The sequence below is a fragment of the Bradyrhizobium sp. CCGB20 genome, from assembly GCF_024199855.1.
In the GTDB taxonomy this organism is placed as follows: domain Bacteria; phylum Pseudomonadota; class Alphaproteobacteria; order Rhizobiales; family Xanthobacteraceae; genus Bradyrhizobium.
This window is the reverse complement of record NZ_JANADN010000001.1, coordinates 7,644,480-7,661,304: the sequence shown is the minus strand read 5'-3', so window position 1 is coordinate 7,661,304 and position 16,825 is coordinate 7,644,480. Positions and strand designations below refer to the sequence as shown.

At 64.8% G+C, this 16,825-nt stretch carries 9 protein-coding genes; 2 read left to right on the top strand and 7 right to left on the bottom strand.

What is annotated here, in order from left to right; all coding sequences use genetic code 11:
• Window position 1 precedes the first annotated feature (1 nt).
• The 5 genes from treZ to NLM15_RS35965 are packed head-to-tail and all read right to left on the bottom strand — an operon-like array spanning window position 2 to window position 11,222.
• Complete coding sequence (treZ, locus tag NLM15_RS35985; RefSeq protein ID WP_254122652.1) at window positions 2-1,756, bottom strand: malto-oligosyltrehalose trehalohydrolase; 1,755 nt, start codon at window positions 1,754-1,756, stop codon at window positions 2-4.
• Window positions 1,753-3,831: a glycogen debranching protein GlgX gene (gene glgX, locus NLM15_RS35980; protein ID WP_254122651.1), complete on the bottom strand. Its 2,079-nt coding sequence runs from the start codon at window positions 3,829-3,831 to the stop codon at window positions 1,753-1,755. Before glgX ends, treZ begins: the two co-directional genes overlap by 4 nt.
• Before the next feature lie 3 nt (window positions 3,832-3,834).
• Window positions 3,835-5,982 carry a 1,4-alpha-glucan branching protein GlgB gene (gene glgB / locus NLM15_RS35975; RefSeq protein ID WP_254122650.1) on the bottom strand — a complete coding sequence of 716 codons (2,148 nt, stop codon included), beginning with the start codon at window positions 5,980-5,982 and terminating at the stop codon, window positions 3,835-3,837.
• Entirely contained in the window at window positions 5,975-9,265 is a 3,291-nt protein-coding gene (gene treS / locus NLM15_RS35970; protein ID WP_254122649.1) for a maltose alpha-D-glucosyltransferase, read from the bottom strand. Before treS ends, glgB begins: the two co-directional genes overlap by 8 nt.
• Window positions 9,266-9,275: 10 nt before the next feature.
• Window positions 9,276-11,222 carry a maltotransferase domain-containing protein gene (locus NLM15_RS35965; RefSeq protein ID WP_254122648.1) on the bottom strand — a complete coding sequence of 649 codons (1,947 nt, stop codon included), beginning with the start codon at window positions 11,220-11,222 and terminating at the stop codon, window positions 9,276-9,278.
• A 204-nt stretch (window positions 11,223-11,426) separates the two neighbouring features.
• Here NLM15_RS35965 and malQ point away from each other — a divergent pair, with 204 nt between their 5' ends.
• Window positions 11,427-13,388: a 4-alpha-glucanotransferase gene (gene malQ / locus NLM15_RS35960; RefSeq protein WP_254122647.1), complete on the top strand. Its 1,962-nt coding sequence runs from the start codon at window positions 11,427-11,429 to the stop codon at window positions 13,386-13,388.
• 43 nt (window positions 13,389-13,431) lie between these two features.
• Window positions 13,432-15,234, top strand: a complete 1,803-nt coding sequence (locus NLM15_RS35955) for a glycoside hydrolase family 15 protein (protein WP_254122646.1) — start codon at window positions 13,432-13,434, stop codon at window positions 15,232-15,234.
• Between the two features lie 12 nt (window positions 15,235-15,246).
• Here the strand turns inward: NLM15_RS35955 and NLM15_RS35950 are convergent, their stop codons facing one another.
• Together NLM15_RS35950 and NLM15_RS35945 are read right to left on the bottom strand one after the other, a co-directional pair.
• A complete protein-coding gene (locus NLM15_RS35950) occupies window positions 15,247-15,924 on the bottom strand; it encodes a phytanoyl-CoA dioxygenase family protein (RefSeq protein ID WP_254122645.1) in 678 nt (225 codons plus the stop codon).
• Window positions 15,925-16,003: 79 nt separating this feature from the next.
• A complete protein-coding gene (locus NLM15_RS35945; RefSeq protein WP_254122644.1) occupies window positions 16,004-16,816 on the bottom strand; it encodes an HAD family hydrolase in 813 nt (270 codons plus the stop codon).
• Window positions 16,817-16,825: the final 9 nt, after the last annotated feature.

Genomic DNA, 16,825 nt, shown 5'->3' with positions numbered 1-16,825 from the left:
TTTAACCTCCGAGATGCCAGATCACTGACCAGGGCGGGAGCCGATCGCCGTTGATAGCGCCCCAGATCGGCGTGCCTGTCGCGTCGCCGGGCCGTGCGATGTCCTTGTCCGAGAGATTGGCGAGGAGGCGTAACGTCGTGCCATCGCCCATGCGCCAATGCGCGGTGAGCAGGCCGCTATCGGCCGCCGCGGCGTCGCCGAACCTCGCGTTTTTCAGTCGGGGCGCGATCTCCTTGCGGCGGAGTGCGAGCAGGTCCCGCACCCGCGCGAGCCGGGTGTCCTGCTCCGGCGTATGGCCGGTCCAATCCAGAACCGCCGATTGCAGCGTTGCGGGATCGAGCGGGTCCGGCACGTCGTCGCCGTATTTCTCGTAGGCCCAGGCATATTCCTGCTTGCGGCCCTTGCGCACGGCGTCGGCAAGGCCGCCCTGGAAATCGCAAAAGAACGGGAAGGGCACGGTCGAGCCCCATTCCTCGCCCTGAAACAGCATCGGCACCATCGGTGCGAGCAAAGTCACCGCGAGCGCGGCTTCGATCTGCTGCGGTGATGCCAGGCTCTCGAGCCGGTCGCCCAGGGGGCGGTTGCCGATCTGGTCGTGGTTTTGCAGGAAGTTGACGAAGGTCGACGGCGGCAGCTCGCCGCTCGCCTCGCCGCGCGGCTTCTTGCCCCAGAATTCGGAGATCTCGCCCTGGTAGACGAAGCCCGACGCAAGTGCGCGCGCAAGATCCATGCGCGGCGTCTGGTAGTCGGCGTAGTAGCCGGCGAGCTCGCCGGTCAGCATCACGTGCCAGACGTGGTGATAGTCGTCGTTCCACTGGCCGCGATATTTGCCGTTGGGCGGATCCTGCGCGGCATCGAGCAGGCTGGCGCGGTTGTCGCCGTTCTCCAGCACCAGGTGGATGTGCCGCCCGGTGGCCTTAGCGAGTTCGCCGGTGGCGGCGCTGAGGTCCTGCAGCATCGACTGCTCGCCGGGGATCGCCATGATGTGGTTGGCGGCGTCCAGCCTCAGGCCGTCGAAGCGGTAGTCGGTGAGCCAGGACAGCGCGTTCTCGACTGCGAAGGCCCGGACCTGCGGCACGCGGTAATCGATCGCACTGCCCCACGGCGTATGCGCATCGGTGAAGAAGGCCGGCGCATAGCGGCCGAGATAATTCCCTTCCGGTCCGAAATGATTGTAGACGACGTCGAGGAACACCATCAGCCCGCGCAGATGCGCCTCGTCGATCAGTGTCTTGAGGTCCTCGGGCCGGCCATAGGCGCTGTCGGGCGCATACCACAGCACGCCGTCATAGCCCCAGCCGCGGCGGCCGGCGAAATCGGCCAGCGGCATCAATTCGAGCGCGGTGACGCCGGTCGCAACGAGATGATCGAGCTTGTCGATCATGGCGCGGTAGGTGCCCTCAGGCGTGAAGGTGCCGACATGGGTCTCGATCAGCACCGTCTCTTCCCAGGGACGTCCGCGCCAATCGCGCGCGCGCCACGCGCAGGCGTCGTGATCGATCACCTCGCTCGGGCCGGACACATCCTCGGGCTGGAAGGCCGAGGCCGGATCGGGCACGTCGATCTCGTCGTCGATCCTGAACTTGTAGGGGCTGCCGACGGGCAGGGCGGCAATCTCGGCGACATACCAGCCATCCTGCCGGCGCTGCATCGCGTGCCTTCTGTCGAGCAGGAGATCGACCCGGCGCGCACCGGGCGCCCACAGCCGGAACGACACGCCGTCTTTGGTCGGCCTCGCCCCGAAGGATGGCCTCATAGCGCCCCCGCGAAGGCGAGCACGGAGCGCGGCGGCGCCTTGCTGTCGCTTCCGGGCAGGAAATCAACGCTGTTCAGCCCGCCATCCGTCGTGTTCAGGATCTGCTGCCAGCTCTTGTATTCGGTCATTTTGGGCAATTTGAATGCGATTTCTTCGGGGGCGGCGTTCAGTACGATAAAGATCGCGGCGCTTCCCGGTTCCATCGGCCCCATCACATAGGAGAGGAACCGCCCTTCCGGGAAATTCCAGTCGCTCTCCGTCATCTCGTCGCCGGCGGGCGTCAGCCACAGCGCGCCGTAGGAGATGCCATCCTTGGCGCGGCCGTCGAGCCAGCGATGGCTGCGAAGCTGGGAGAACCGGCGGCGGATTTCGGCGAGCCCGGCGACGAAATCGACCATGTCATCGCCGTCCTTGCCGAGATTGTCCCAGCCGACCCAGCCGACCTCGTTGTCCTGGCAATAGGCGTTGTTGTTGCCGGACTGCGAATTGCCAACCTCGTCGCCGGCGAGGATCAGCGGAACGCCCTGCGCCAGCATCAGGCAGGCCAGCACGTTCTTGCGAAGCTGCCGCCGCAGGCTGATGATGTCCGGATCGTCGGTCGGACCCTCGACACCGCAATTGTTGCTGTGGTTGTCGTTGGAGCCGTCGCGATTGTCCTCGCCATTGGCCTCGTTGTGCTTCTCGTTGTAGCTGAAGAGGTCGGCGAGCGTGAAGCCGTCATGCACGGTGATGTGGTTGATGCTGGCGCGCGGCCGCCGTCCGTCATGGTTGAACAGGTCGGATGAGGCCGTCATGCGGCTGGAGATGTCGCCGATCAGGCTGCCTTCGCCGCTCCAGTAGCGGCGCATGGCGCTGCGATACCGATCGTTCCACTCCGACCATTGCGACGGGAATGCGCCGACCTGGTAGCCGCCGAGCCCGAGATCCCAGGGTTCGGCAACGAGCTTGACCGTCGCCAGCACCGGGTCCTGCCGGACTGCCGTCAGGAACGAGATGCCGCGATCGTAGCCGTTCGGTCCGCGCGCCAGCGTGGTGGCGAGGTCGAAGCGGAAGCCGTCGACATGGCAGACCTCGACCCAGTAGCGCAGCGAATCCATCACCATCTGGAGCACGCGCGGATGGGTGAGGTTCACCGACGAGCCGCAGCCGGTGAAATCGTCGTAATAGCGCGGGTTCTCGCGGTTCAGCCAGTAATAGGAGGCATTGTCGATGCCGCGGTAGCACAGCGTCGGGCCGAGGTGATTGCCTTCGGCGGTGTGGTTGTAGACGACGTCGAGCATCACCTCGATGCCGGCATCGTGCAGGCGCGCGACCGTGGTGCGGAAGGAATCGAGCGCGTTGTCCTGGGCATAGCGCGGCTCGGGCGCGAAGAAGGACAGCGTGTTGTAGCCCCAGTAGTTGGCGAGCTTCTTCTCGACCAGGATGCGGTCGTCGATGAAGCTGTGGATCGGAAGGAGCTCGACGGTGGTGACGCCGAGCGTCTTCAAATGTTCGATCATCGCCGGCGACGACAGCCCGCCATAGGTGCCGCGCAAGTTCGGCGGCACGTCGTCGCGCTTCTGCGTCAGGCCCTTGACGTGGGCCTCGTAGATGATGGTGTCTTCCCAGGGGATGTTGGGCCGGATCTCGCGACGGCCCCAGTTGAAGGTCTCGTCGACGACGACGGCCTTGGGCATGCCGCGCGCGTTGTCGCGCCGGTCGAAGGAGAGATCCTCGCGCGGCGAGCCGGTGCGATAGGCGAAATGCGCATCGCTCCAGACCAGCCGTCCGGCGAGCCGCTTGGCGTAGGGATCGAGTAGCAGCTTGTTGGCGTTGAAGCGGTGGCCGTGCTCGGGCTCGTAGGGGCCGTGCACGCGATAACCGTAGAGCTGGCCCGGCGAGACGTCGTTGAGATAGCCGTGCCAGACGTCCTCGGTGCGCTCCGGCAGCTCGACACGCTCCAGCTCGCGCCGGCCCTGCGTGTCGAACAGGCACAGCTCGACCTTCTGCGCGTTGGCGGAGAACAACGCGAAATTGGTGCCGCGTCCGTCCCAGCTTGCACCGAGGCGTGCGGGCGATCCGGCGGTCAGGCGCATCGGTCAGCTTTCCGGAACGAGGAAGATCGCGGCGAGTGGCGGAATGGTGAGGCGCAGCTCGGGGGCCTTGCCGTCAACGGCATTGACCTCGCCGATGTTCCCGACATTGGTGCCGCCATAATGGTCGGAGTCCGAATTGAACACCTCTTTCCACTTGCCGGCAAAGGGCACGCGAACGCGGTAGTTGCGATAGACGTTGGGCGAGAAGTTGACGATCACGAGGCATCGCGCGTGCTCGTCAAAGCCCTTGCGCAGCCAGGCGAACACGTTTCGGTTGGCGTCGTCCGTGATCACCCATTCGAAGCCGGCCTGTTCGCAATCCATCTGGTGCAGCGCCGGCACCGCGCGATAGAGCCGGTTGAGGTCGCGGATCAGCGACTGGATGCCGGAATGGTATTTGTACTCGAGCAGGTGCCAGTCGAGCGACTGGTCGTGATTCCATTCGCGGCTTTGCGCGAGCTCCGCGCCCATGAACAGCAGCTTCTTGCCGGGATGGCCGAACATAAAACTGTAATAGGCGCGCAAATTCGCAAAGCGCTGCCATTCGTCGCCGGGCATACGGCCCAGGATCGAACGCTTGCCGTGCACGACCTCGTCATGTGACAGCGGCAGAATGAAGTTCTCCGAGAAAGCGTAGTGCAGGCCGAACAGGATCTCGCCGTGATGATGCTTGCGGTGAATGGGATCCTTGCTGATGTAGTTCAGCGTGTCGTGCATCCAGCCCATGTTCCACTTGTAGCCGAAGCCGAGCCCGCCGAATTCGACCGGGCGCGAGACCTGCGGCCAGGCGGTGGATTCCTCGGCGGCCGTGGTCGCCTGCGGGAAACGCGCGAACAATTCGGTGTTGAAGCGGCGCAGGAAGTTGATCGCCTCGATGTTCTCGCGGCCGCCATACTGGTTCGGAATCCAGGCGCCGGGCGGGCGGCTGTAGTCGAGATAGAGCATGGACGCCACCGCATCGACGCGCAGCCCGTCGATCGCGTAACGCTCGAGCCAGAACAGCGCGTTCGACACCAGAAAGTTCGTCACTTCGGTGCGGCCGTAATTGTAGATCAGCGTACCCCAGTCGAGGTGGCGGCCCTGCAGTGGATTGGCGTGCTCATAGAGCGAGGTGCCGTCAAAGCTGCCAAGCCCGTGCGGATCGTCCGGGAAGTGGCCGGGCACCCAGTCGAGCAGCACGCCGACGCCCTCGCGATGGCAGGCGTCAATCAGCGCGGCAAAATCCTCGGGCGTGCCGAAGCGGCTGGTCGGCGCGTAGAGGCCGGTCGGCTGATAGCCCCAGGAGCCGTCGAACGGATGCTCGCTGACGGGCAGGAATTCGAGATGAGTGAAGCCCATGTCGCGCGCATAGGCCGGCAGCTGCTCGGCGAGTTCGCGATAGGTGAGCCATTCGTCGCCGTTCTTGCGCCGCCAGGAGCCGAGATGGACCTCGTAGATCGACATCGGCGCCGAGAGCGCGTTGATGCCGTCCGGCGCCGGGCGCGGCCGCGGCAGATGCGCCTCGTCGAACACGATGGACGCCGTCTTCGGCCGCACCTCGCTCGCAAAGGCCATGGGATCGGACTTCAGCGGCAACTGGTGGCCGTGCGGCCCGACGATGTCGAACTTGTAGTGATCGCCGCCCTTGGCGTGCGGGATGAACAATTCCCAGTAACCGGCACCGCGCACCCGCATGGGATGGCGCCGCGCGTCCCAGAAATTGAAATCGCCGACCACGGACACGCGCCGCGCATTCGGCGCCAGCACGACGAATGCGATGCCGTCGATGCCTTCGAGCCGCATCGGATGCGCGCCGAGCTTGTCATAGAGTCGCTGATGGGTGCCTTCGCCGAGCAGATACAGATCGAAGTCGGTCAGGATCGGCGGGAAACGATAGGCGTCCTCGAACTCGACGACGTTGTCGCCGAACTTGGCGCGCAGCTGGTAGCGCTTCGAGCCGTTCGGCAGGGCGCCGATGAACAGGCCTGAATCGTGGACGCGGTCGAGCTTCGCCACCTCGCCATGTTCGCCCACCGCCTCGACATTGGAGGCCTCGGGGAGGAACGCGCGCACCACGCTCTTGCCGCCCTCGGGATGCAACCCGAGATAATGGAAGGGGTCGGAATGGCGCCCCTCGATGATCGCGTAGGCCTCGGCTGGCAGTTTAGGCATGGGCTTCGCTCTCATTGGACAGAATGCGAAGCAGTCCGGTCAGCGCCGCGCGGAGTCCCTCCGGCCGGTGGGACAGCTCGTACTCTACTTCGTCGAAACCTTGATCAAGCAGGAAAAACCTTAACAGGCCTTCCGCGGATTGCCGATCATCCGGCCACAGCCGGCGATCGGTCATGGTTTCGCGGTAGGCGTTGAGGAACGTCGCGGCGGCGCGTTCGCGCCATTCGCCGAGTGCGGTCGCGAGCCGGTCCTGCTCGTCGGCTGCGCCCGTGAGCGCGCGACTGAGCGCGGTGTTGACCGAAAGCTCAATCGAGCGGATCAGGCCGGCGACGTCGCGTGCGGCCGGCGCCTTGCGCCGCCTGTCGGCCAGCGGCAGACGCGGGTCACCGTCGAAGTCGATGATGAAGATATCGTCCTTCACGATCAGAATTTGCCCGAGGCGGAAGTCGCCATGATGACGGATGTTCAACCCGCCGATGTCGGATGGCAAGAGCGCATCGAGGTGGTCGGGCAGGGTCGCGCGCACCGCGACGAGCTGGTCGATCAACGGCCGATCGGCCTCGCGCAGACCGTCGCGGCTGTCGGCCAGCCGTTCGAAGATCCGCTCGGCCCGTGCCTTGAGCCCGGATGCCCAGCGCTCGACCTGCGCGGAGCCGATCGGCTCCGGCGCGAGATCGTCGGGCTTTGCGGCGGCGAGAGCCGCATGCAGCTCGGCCAGCCGCCGTCCGATCTGCGCCATGAAGTGCAGATAGGGCGCCTGCTCCTGGGTTTCGCGAAGCATCTCGCCCGGTGGCAGCACCCGCTGCTCGTCGATATAGCGGTCGAGATAACCCGTGGTGACCGCCCAGCCGTCGCCCTGGTTCTCGACATAGGCGTGCAGCACGCCGACCGCGCTGCTTCGATTGCCTTCGACCAGCTCGACGCTGCCGAGCAGCGCCGGCGTATTGGCAAAATGCGCGACGTCGGTGAGGTAGGAGCCAATCTCGATCTCGGGATTGATGCCGCTTTCGAGCTGGCGATAGATCTTGGCGACATACTGGTTGTCGACCAGCGCGATGCTGTTCGACTGCTCGATGGCGCGGATGCGTCCCGGCTCCTTGATGACGTAATCGGCGAACCGGTTGGTGGCTTTGAACTCCAGCCGCAGATTGTTCTCGTCGACCACCAGGTTCTGCGACAGGCCCCGCAGGAGAAGTCCGATGAAGATCTGCTCGGTTGCGACGTCAAGCAACGTGCCCTCTCGCGCGCCCTGGCGCACGGCGGCGAGCGCCTTCGGATTGAAGCGTTCGCGGTCGAAGCGGACCCACTCGATCTGCATTGGCAACACATAGCGCGTGGTCACGTCGTCCTGCGTGGTCTCGAAGAATGCGATCCACGGCCTGTTGTCGCCGATGTCGCTGAACGGTACCGCCGAGGTCAACGTGGCCTGGATGTGCTTGGGATTGTGCTCGGGATACCAGCGCGTGCGCGCCAGGAAGCCCGGCAGCACGTCGCGCTCGAACACGCCGCGCTCGCGCGCCAGCGACACCCAATTCGAATTGACCGGCACCACCAGCGTCTCGAATTCCGGCACCGCGCGCGGCGTCACCGGCTCGGACTTGTCGCGCTCGGCGAGTTGGAACCAGTAGAAGCCGTAAGGCCCCAGCGTGATCATGTAGGGCAGCTCGCCGACCGGCGGGAAGCGCGTTCGGCCGAGCATCTCCTGCGGGATGCGGTCCTTCCATGGCGACAGGTCGAGCTCCGTCGCCTGCGCGGCGCGCGAGAGGTTGGCCACGCAGAGGATCACCTCGTCGCCGTATTGCCTGACATAGGCGAGCACCGCGCGGTTGGCCGGCCGGATGAAGGTCATGGTGCCGCGGCCGAAGGCGAGCGTCGACTTGCGCACCGAGATCAGGCGCTTGGTCGCGCTGAGCAGCGAGGACAGGCTGCGCGACTGCGCCTCCACGTTGACCGATTCGTAGCCGTAGACGGGATCCATGATCAGCGGCGCGTAGAGGCGCGCCGGGTCGCAGCGCGAGAAGCCGCCATTGCGGTCCGGGCTCCACTGCATCGGCGTGCGCACGCCGTTGCGGTCACCGAGATAGATGTTGTCGCCCATGCCGATCTCGTCGCCGTAGTAGATGATCGGCGTGCCGGGGAAGGACAGCAGCAGCGAGTTCATCAGCTCGATCTTGCGGCGGTCATTGTCCATCAGCGGCGCGAGGCGCCGGCGGATGCCGACATTGATGCGGGCGCGTGGATCGTTGGCGTAGGTGGTCCAGAGATAATCGCGCTCGACGTCGGTGACCATCTCCAGCGTCAGCTCGTCATGGTTGCGCAGGAACAGCGCCCATTGGCAGCTTGCGGGAATGTCCGGCGTCTGGCGCAGAATGTCGGTGATCGGGAAGCGATCCTCCTGCGCGATCGCCATGTAGATGCGCGGCATCAGCGGGAAGTGGTAGGCCATGTGGCACTCGTCGCCACGGCCGAAATATTCCTGCACGTCCTCGGGCCATTGATTGGCCTCGGCCAGCAGCAGCTTGCCCTTGGAGTAGGCGTCGAGCTCCTGACGCAGGCGCTTGATGATGGCATGCGTCTCGGGGAGGTTCTCGTTGTTGGTGCCGTCGCGCTCGCAGAGATAGGGAATGGCGTCGAGCCGGAAGCCGTCGACGCCCGCGTCCAGCCAGCGCTTCATCACCTGGATCAGCGCGCTGACCACGCGCGGATTGTCGAAATTGAGGTCCGGCTGGTGCGAGAAGAAGCGGTGCCAATAAAAGGCGCCGGCCTCGGGATCCCAGGTCCAGTTCGACTTCTCGGTGTCAGTGAAGATGATGCGCGTGCCCTGGTATTTCTGGTCGGTGTCGCTCCAGACATACCAGTTGCGGGCGCTCGAGCCCGGATGGCTGCGGCGCGCGCGCTTGAACCAGTTGTGCTGGTCCGAGGTGTGGTTGACGACGAGCTCGGTGATGACGCGCAGGCCGCGCTTCTGTGCTTCCTGGATGAAGCGCTTGAAATCCTTCATCGTCCCGAAATCGGGATTGACCGAGCCGTAGTCGGCGATGTCGTAGCCGTCGTCGCGGCCGGGCGACGGATAGAACGGCAGCAGCCACAGCGCGGTGACGCCGAGCTCCTGGAGGTAAGGCAGCTTCTCGGTCAGGCCGGCGAAGTCGCCGATGCCGTCCTGGTTGCTGTCGGCAAACGCCTTGACATGGAGCTGGTAGATAATGGCGTCCTTGTACCAGAGCTCATCCACGATCTCGGCAGCCTCGGCTTTCTTGGTGTCGACGGAAGATAAAACATTCATGGCGTGATCCTTACGCCAGGCAGCGGAACAGCAACGCCGGATCGCGGTCGGGATCGATACGCAATTTGATCCCGCCCCATTCGATGCGGGACTGTTCGCCGGTGATGAGATTTTCCAGTGCGGTGACGTGGCGGCGTGCGCCGCCGCCGTCGATGGTGAGGTCGCCGAGCGGCAACCAGAATTCGCGCTCACGGCGCGTCAGGGCGATGACCGCGACGACGGTATCGGACGGATCGGCCGCCTCCTTGGCAAAGGCGATCGTCTCGCCATCCTCGATGCCGAGGAAGCGCAAGTTCTGCGTTTGCTGAAGTGCGGCGTGATCATTGCGGATGCGATTGAGCGCGGCGATGTAGGCCTTGATGTTGTCGGGCCGATCCCAGTCACGCTGCTTGATCTGGTATTTCTCGGAATCGAGATACTCTTCGCGGCCGGGAATCGCGTCGTGCTCCAGCAGCTCGTACCCGCTGTAGATGCCATAACTGCCGGACAGCGTCGCCGCCAGCGCGACGCGCGACTTGAACGCCCAGGGCTCGCCGCCCTGGAGATGATAGGGCAGCAGGTCGGGCGTGCTCACGAACAGGTTCGGGCGATAGAAGTCGCGCTCGGGATAGCGCGTCAGCTCGCAAAAATATTGCTCCAGCTCCCACTTTTCCGTGCGCCACGGGAAATAGCTGAAGGACTGCGCGAAGCCGAGCTTGGCGAGGCCCTTCATCAGCTTCGGCTTCGCGAAGGTCTTGGAGAACAGGATCACCCCGGGATGGCGGCGGCGGATGTCAGCGATCAGCCAGTCCCAGAACGCAAGCGGCGCGGTGTCGTGATTGTCGATGGCGAAGATGGTGACGCCCTGGTCGATCCAGAACAGCATGGCATCGCGAAACGCGTTCCACAGCCCGGCCCTGTCGACGGAGGAGAAATCGGGGTTGACGATGTCCGGATAGGGACTCTCCGCCGTCCGTACCGAGCGATCCGGCCGCCATTTGAACCATTCCGGATGCTGGGTCAGCCAGGGATGGTCCGGCGAGCATTGCACGGCGAAGTCGAGCGCGAGTTCGAGGCCGTATTCGAGGCACGTCGCGACCAGCGCGCGGAAATCCTCGATCGTGCCGAGCTCGGGATGCAGTGCATCGTGCCCGCCCGCGGCGGTGCCGATCGCATAGGGCGAGCCGGGATCGCCTTCGGTTGCCACCGGCGCATTGTTGCGGCCCTTGCGGCGGGTGTGGCCGATCGGGTGGATGGGCGTGAAGTAGAGCACGTCAAAGCCCATCGCGGCGATGTCAGGCACGCGCGCGATGCAGTCACGAAGCGTGCCATGCCGGCCGGGGATCTGGCTCTGGCTGCGCGGCATCATCTGATACCACGCGCCGAAGCGCGCCTTGTCGCGGTCGACGACCAGCGGGAAGTTCTGCGAGCGGGTCAGGTCGGGCCGCGACTGGCTGTCAGCCATGGCCGCGCCGAGATCGGCTGCAAGCAGCGAGCCGATATCGCCGGTTTGAAGATAATCCTCGCATTGCTTCATGATGACCGTCGTGGCGTCCTGCCGCGCGCCATGCGCCTTGGTCAGGAGGCCGGCGCCCTCGATCGCATCGAGGCTGACGTCCGCGCCGGCGCGCCGCTTGCGTGCGACCCCGCGGGACCAGGTGGCGAACTCGTCGGTCCAGGCTTCGATCGCATAGACATATTGGCCGGGATCAACCGGTGTGAACGCGCCGGACCAGCGGTCATTGCCGTGATGGATCATCGGCTCGCTCCGCCATTCCCGGTCCTGCTCACCGTGCCAGATCAGCGCGGCTCCGATCACTCCGTCGCCGTCGCGATAGATGTCGGCCCAGACCTCGACCCGTTCGCCGGCGATCCGCTTCACGGCGAAGCGGCCGCCATCGATCAAGGGATAGATGTCTTCGATGAGGAAAGCGCTGCCGGCTGCGGCACTCTCGACAGTTTGAATTGTCTTGTTCACGGTGATGCCATTGACAAGAAAGCAGGAGCCCGTTTCCCTTGTCGGGAACCTACGCTTGGTACCTATATAGAAAGCCGGTTCTGTGTCATTAGTTCCCTTGGGAACGACCGGTGCAGTTTGCGAGTTACCCTTGACTAAGGTCTTCCACCGCCTCGTTAAAATCGATGCCCCCGACAACAGGGTGGCTTGCAAGCTGCGTGCCGAATGGATCTTTTAGCTCAAGCCCGGATCAAGGGCGTTCAGTCCGAATTCGTCGACGCCCTCGGAAAGCTGCGGGTCACCGCGCCCGAGGCGCTCAAATCCATCCTCGACGCCCTGCCGGAGAAGCGGGTCTACCGCTTCGTCAGCGGGCCGGTGGTGGTGCGCGCCCTGGGACATCCGCGCACCGAATTGGCGACGATCGGCACGCCGCCGCTACAGTGGAAATTGAGCGCAAACGGCAATGTGATCGCGCAAGGCGAGACGCGCGAGCCCGTGATCGCCTGGCCCGCCGGCCTGCCGCTCGGTTATCACCGGTTGACGCTGACCGATGCCAAGGGTGTCGCGGAAGAGGTGCCGATGATCGTGGCGCCCGAACGCGCCTTCGGCGGCGAATTCGATCGCGGCTGGCTGCTTGCCGTGCAGCTCTACAGCGTCCGCTCGGACCGCAATTGGGGCATCGGCGATTTCACCGATCTTGCCGGCCTCGTCCGGCTCGCCAGGCAGCTGGGCGCCGACGGCGTCGGGCTCAACCCGTTGCACGTCCTGTTCGATGATCAGCCGGCCGATTGCAGCCCCTATTCGCCGAACAGCCGGCTGTTTCTCAACCCGCTCTATATCGACGTCGAGGCGATCCCGGAATTTTCCGCCGACCTCGTCCCCGACGCGGCTGCGACCGCGGCGCGGCTGCGTGAAGGCGATCGTGTGCCCTATGCGGACATGGCGGCGCTGAAATGGCGGGGCCTGCGCGCCGCCTTCGACAGTTTTGTGAAGAGTGCGACCGGAGTCCGCCGCAACCAGTTCGACGCGTTCCGCGCCGACCGCGCACCGCTATTGTCCCGCTTTGCCTGCTTCGAGGTGCTGCGCCATCGCTTCACCCGGCCATGGTGGGAGTGGCCGCCGGAGTGGCAGCAGCCGGATGAAGCCAAATGCGCCGAGCTCCGCAGCGGTCCCGACAGGCGCGAGGTCGAGTTCGTCGAATTCGTGCAATGGACGGCCGACAGCCAATTGCATGCCGCCAAGGAGCTGGCCGGCCAGCTTGGCATGCGCGTCGGGCTCTACCTCGACGTCGCCGTCGGCGTGCAGTCCAACGGCTTCGATGCCTGGAACGAGCAGATGGCGATTTCGCGCCATCTCGCCGTCGGCGCACCGCCCGACGTGCTCAATACCGTCGGCCAGGATTGGGGCCTTGCCGGCTTCAATGCCGGTGGTCTCGAAGCGCAGTCTTTCGTGCCGTTCGCGAACATGCTGGCGGCGTCGATGCGCCATGCCGGCGCCATCCGGCTCGACCATGTGCTGGGCCTGAAGCGGCTGTATCTCGTGCCGCGCGGCTTCAAGCCCGACAACGGCGCCTATGTGCAGATGCCGTTCGAGGCGCTGCTTGGCGCCGTGGTGCGCGAGAGCGCAGCCCACAAATGCATCGTGATCGGCGAGGACCTCGGCACCGTTCCGGAAGGTTTCCGCGAGACGATGCAGGATTTCGGCATCTGGTCCTACCTCGTCATGATGTTCGAGCGCGACGATGCGGGCCATTTCCGCAGCGCCGACCATTACCGGCCCAATGCGCTGGTCACGCTGAACACGCATGATCTCTGTACCTATGCCGGCTGGCGCTCCTTCAGCGATCTCAAGATGAAGCGCTCGCTCGGGCTCGATCCCGGCGAGGACGACCAGGCGCGCTGGGATGCGCTCGGCGCGCTCGACGCGATCCTGCGCCAGAACGGCATCAACGCCAACGATCTCTATTCGGTGCTCGCCTTCCTGTCGCGGGCGCCGTCGCGTCTTCTGGCGGTGTCGCTGGAGGATCTGCTCGGCGTGATCGACCAGCCCAACATTCCCGGCACGATCGATGAGCATCCGAACTGGCGCCAGCGCCTGCCGGTTACGCTTGACAAGATCGCCGCCAAGGTAGATCTCGCGGCCTTGAGGGCGGCGACACGGGAACGTTCGTTGACCGGCGGGAGTTGAAGCGCCTGGAATTTTTCGCGGATTTTCAGAGGCTCGCAACACATTGTCTCAGAGAATCGAGGACTATGCGCTGATCGGTGATTGCGAGACCGCGGCGCTGGTGGGGCGCAACGGCTCGATCGACTGGCTGTGCTGGCCGGCCTTCGATTCCGATGCCTGCTTTGCTGCGATCCTTGGCACGCCCAAGAACGGCCGCTGGCTGATCGCGCCGGGCGAGGACGTGACCTCCATCTCGCGCCGCTATCTCGGCAACACCCTCATCCTCGAAACGCGCTTCGAGACCGAGAGCGGCGTCGTTGCGCTGATCGACTTCATGCCGCCGCGCGGCAAGGCCTCCGACATCGTGCGGCTGGTGCGCGGTGTCAGCGGCACGGTGAAGATGAGGATGGAGCTCGTCATTCGCTTCGGCTTCGGCGTCGACATTCCCTGGGTGCGACGCATCGACCATTCGCTGCTGGCGGTCGCAGGCCAGGACATGACGGTGCTGCGCACGCCGGTCGAAACCCGCGGCGAGGATCTTACCACGGTCTCCGACTTCGAGGTCAAGGCCGGCGAGACCGTGCCGTTCGTGCTGACCTACGGCCCCTCGCATCTCGATCCGCCCGCGCCCATCGATCCGGACGTCGCGCTTCAGGAGACCGAAAACTTCTGGAATGAGTGGTGCGGGAAATGCACGCGCGATGGTGAGTACCACGATCTGATCGTGCGCTCGCTGATCACGCTGAAGGCACTGACCTTTGGGCCCACTGGCGGCATCGTCGCGGCGCCGACCACCTCGTTGCCGGAAAAGCTCGGCGGCGCCAGGAATTGGGATTATCGCTTCTGCTGGCTGCGCGATGCGACCTTCACGCTGCTGGCGCTAATGAACTCGGGTTACACCGAGGAAGCCCTGGCCTGGCACAATTGGCTGCTGCGCGCGGCGGCCGGCTCGCCCGCGAACATGCAGATCATGTACGGCATCTGGGGCCAGCGGCGTCTGCTGGAATGGGAAGCGGGCTGGCTCGATGGCTATGAGGGCGCCCGGCCGGTGCGGGTCGGCAACGCCGCGCATGCGCAGCTCCAGCTCGACGTCTATGGCGAGCTGATCGACGCCTTCCACCAGTCGCGCATGGCCCGGCTGAAGCTCGACGACGAGACGACCTGGGCGCTGGAATGCGCGGTGCTCCAGCATCTCGCCGAAGTCTGGGATCATCCCGACCACGGCATCTGGGAACGGCGCGGACAGCCCAGGCACTACGTCTTCTCCAAGGTGATGACGTGGGTTGCATTCGACCGCGGCATCAAGAGCGCCGAGACCTTTGGCTTCAAGGCGCCGCTGCTGCATTGGCGCGCCCTGCGCGAAGCCATTCATCGCGACGTCTGCAACAAGGGATTTGACGCGGAGGAGAACGCCTTCGTCGATTCCTATGGCTCGAAACTGCTTGATGCCAGCGTGCTGCTATTGCCTGCGGTCGGCTTCCTGCCGTCGGCAGACCCGCGCATCCAGGGCACCATCGCGGCGGTCGAACAGCACTTGATGCGCGACGGCTTCGTGCTGCGGCACGATCCGCGCGAGGTCTCCGAGGAGAAGCAGCCGATCGAAGGCGCGTTCCTGGCCTGCACGCTGTGGCTGGCCGATGCCCATGTGCTCGCGGGCGATCTCGACAAGGCGCAAGTCCTGCTCGACCGCGTCGTCGGCATCGCCAACGATGTAGGCCTGTTGGCCGAGGAGTATGATTCAGTCGCCAAGCGCCAGACCGGTAACTTCCCGCAGGCGCTGACCCATATCGCGCTGATCAACACCGCCCACAATCTGTCGGCGGCAAGGCAGGAGAGCGAGAAGCCGGCCGTGCAGCGGTCGAAGTAGTAACGCTTGCCGCTAGACCCCAAGCCATTCCAGGCCGCCGGGAAGCTCGCCGACGGAAAAGTCCACCTGCAACACGCGGCGATGCATCGGAGAGGTCGCCGCATCCGACGCATGGAGAATAGGCGTCGCATAGAGCCAGATGTCGCCAGCTTCAGCCAGGCATGCAACCGTGCCGCAACGCTGAACGACGTCCTTCACATCGTCCTTGGCAATGCGCCCAAGCTTGTGCGACCCGGGCGCGATCAACAACGGCGCATTGCTCGCCGGGACCGGATCGATATGAACCCGCAACGTCACCATGCCTGACAACAGCCCAAAGGGCGGTTCGACATGCTGCATGCCGCTCTTGACGCTCCATGTCTCGAAACCATCAACGGAGACCCGCGTCTTCACAGCGATGGTGCGATCCTGATGCCAGCCGAGCGCCCAATTCGTCGCGGCGGTCTTGTCGAACAGGATCGCCCTGACTGGACGACAGGCCTCTCCAAGCACCGACGCGGCACAGCGTCCGATATCTCCGCTCGGGGCAAGGAAGGGTGTGAGATCCTCTACGCCTCTCAGCCTCAGCCCCGCGTGATCGGGCGGTAGATGAGACAGGATTGCCTTGAGCCGCTGCAATCGATCCGAGGTCAGCGCCTGCCGGAACAGCTGCGCGCCGTCGTCCAGAAAAGTCAGCTGTTCACTTTCCAACGGCGGTCTCTCTCCGTTCCCTGTCCCACAAGGGGGAGCCTTCCGCCGGGGCGCTGGTCGAGTCTCGTCCCGTCAAACCCTAGCCAACCCCATTCCACTTCAGGATCATTTCCATCGCCTCCGCAAAGCCGTCCTGCTCATTGGTCGCGGTGACGTGGGTGGCCTGGTCCTTGACGCTGTCGGTGGCATTGCCCATGGCGATCGAGGTGCCGCTGACGCGGAACATCGCGAGGTCGTTCTGCATGTCGCCGATGGTGGCAACGGCGTCGGTCGAAATATCCAAGCGCTTGGCCATGGCCTGCACGAAGGTGCCCTTGTCGAAGCCGGGCGGCGTGACGTCGAGATAATAGGTCTGCGAGCGCACCGCGGTCGCCTCAACGCCGAGCGCCTCCTGCATCGCCTTCTCGCAGCGCTCGAGGCCGGCCGCATCGGCGCTGGCGCCGACGATCTTGCAGGCGCTCGAAAGATACGGCGAAAAATCCGTCACGATGGTCGGGTCGGAGCGGATCGTGTGCTGCTCGTGCGCGACGTATTTGCCGCTCGGGTTGTCGATCAGCCATTTGTCGTAGGTGAAGAGCCAGATGTCGGCGCCGAACTCCCGGAGGATCTGCAGGGACCGTTCGGCGGCGCCCGGCGGGATCAGGTGCTGCTCGACCGGCTTCATCTCGGGATCGACGATCGAGGAGCCGTTGAACGGGCCGACCGGCAGCCAGAGCGCCAGCGGCTCGATCAGGAAGCGCATGCCGATGGCGGGGCGGCTGGAGGTGATGGTGAAGCCGATGCCGGCCTTGTGCAGCCGCTGCACCGCGGACCTCGCGCGTTCGGTCAGCGTCTTGTCCTTGGTCAGCAGCGTGCCGTCGACGTCGGAGACCACGAGTGAGATTTTCGTCATGGCAGGACC

Bases quoted from the DNA above. Each gene is read 5' to 3' on its own strand.
- treZ (WP_254122652.1), bottom strand. From the start codon at position 1,756: ATGAGGCCATCCTTCGGGGCGAGGCCGACCAAAGACGGCGTGTCGTTC.
- glgX (WP_254122651.1), bottom strand. From the start codon at position 3,831: ATGCGCCTGACCGCCGGATCGCCCGCACGCCTCGGTGCAAGCTGGGAC.
- glgB (WP_254122650.1), bottom strand. From the start codon at position 5,982: ATGCCTAAACTGCCAGCCGAGGCCTACGCGATCATCGAGGGGCGCCAT.
- treS (WP_254122649.1), bottom strand. From the start codon at position 9,265: ATGAATGTTTTATCTTCCGTCGACACCAAGAAAGCCGAGGCTGCCGAG.
- malQ (WP_254122647.1), top strand. From the start codon at position 11,427: ATGGATCTTTTAGCTCAAGCCCGGATCAAGGGCGTTCAGTCCGAATTC.
- NLM15_RS35945 (WP_254122644.1), bottom strand. From the start codon at position 16,816: ATGACGAAAATCTCACTCGTGGTCTCCGACGTCGACGGCACGCTGCTG.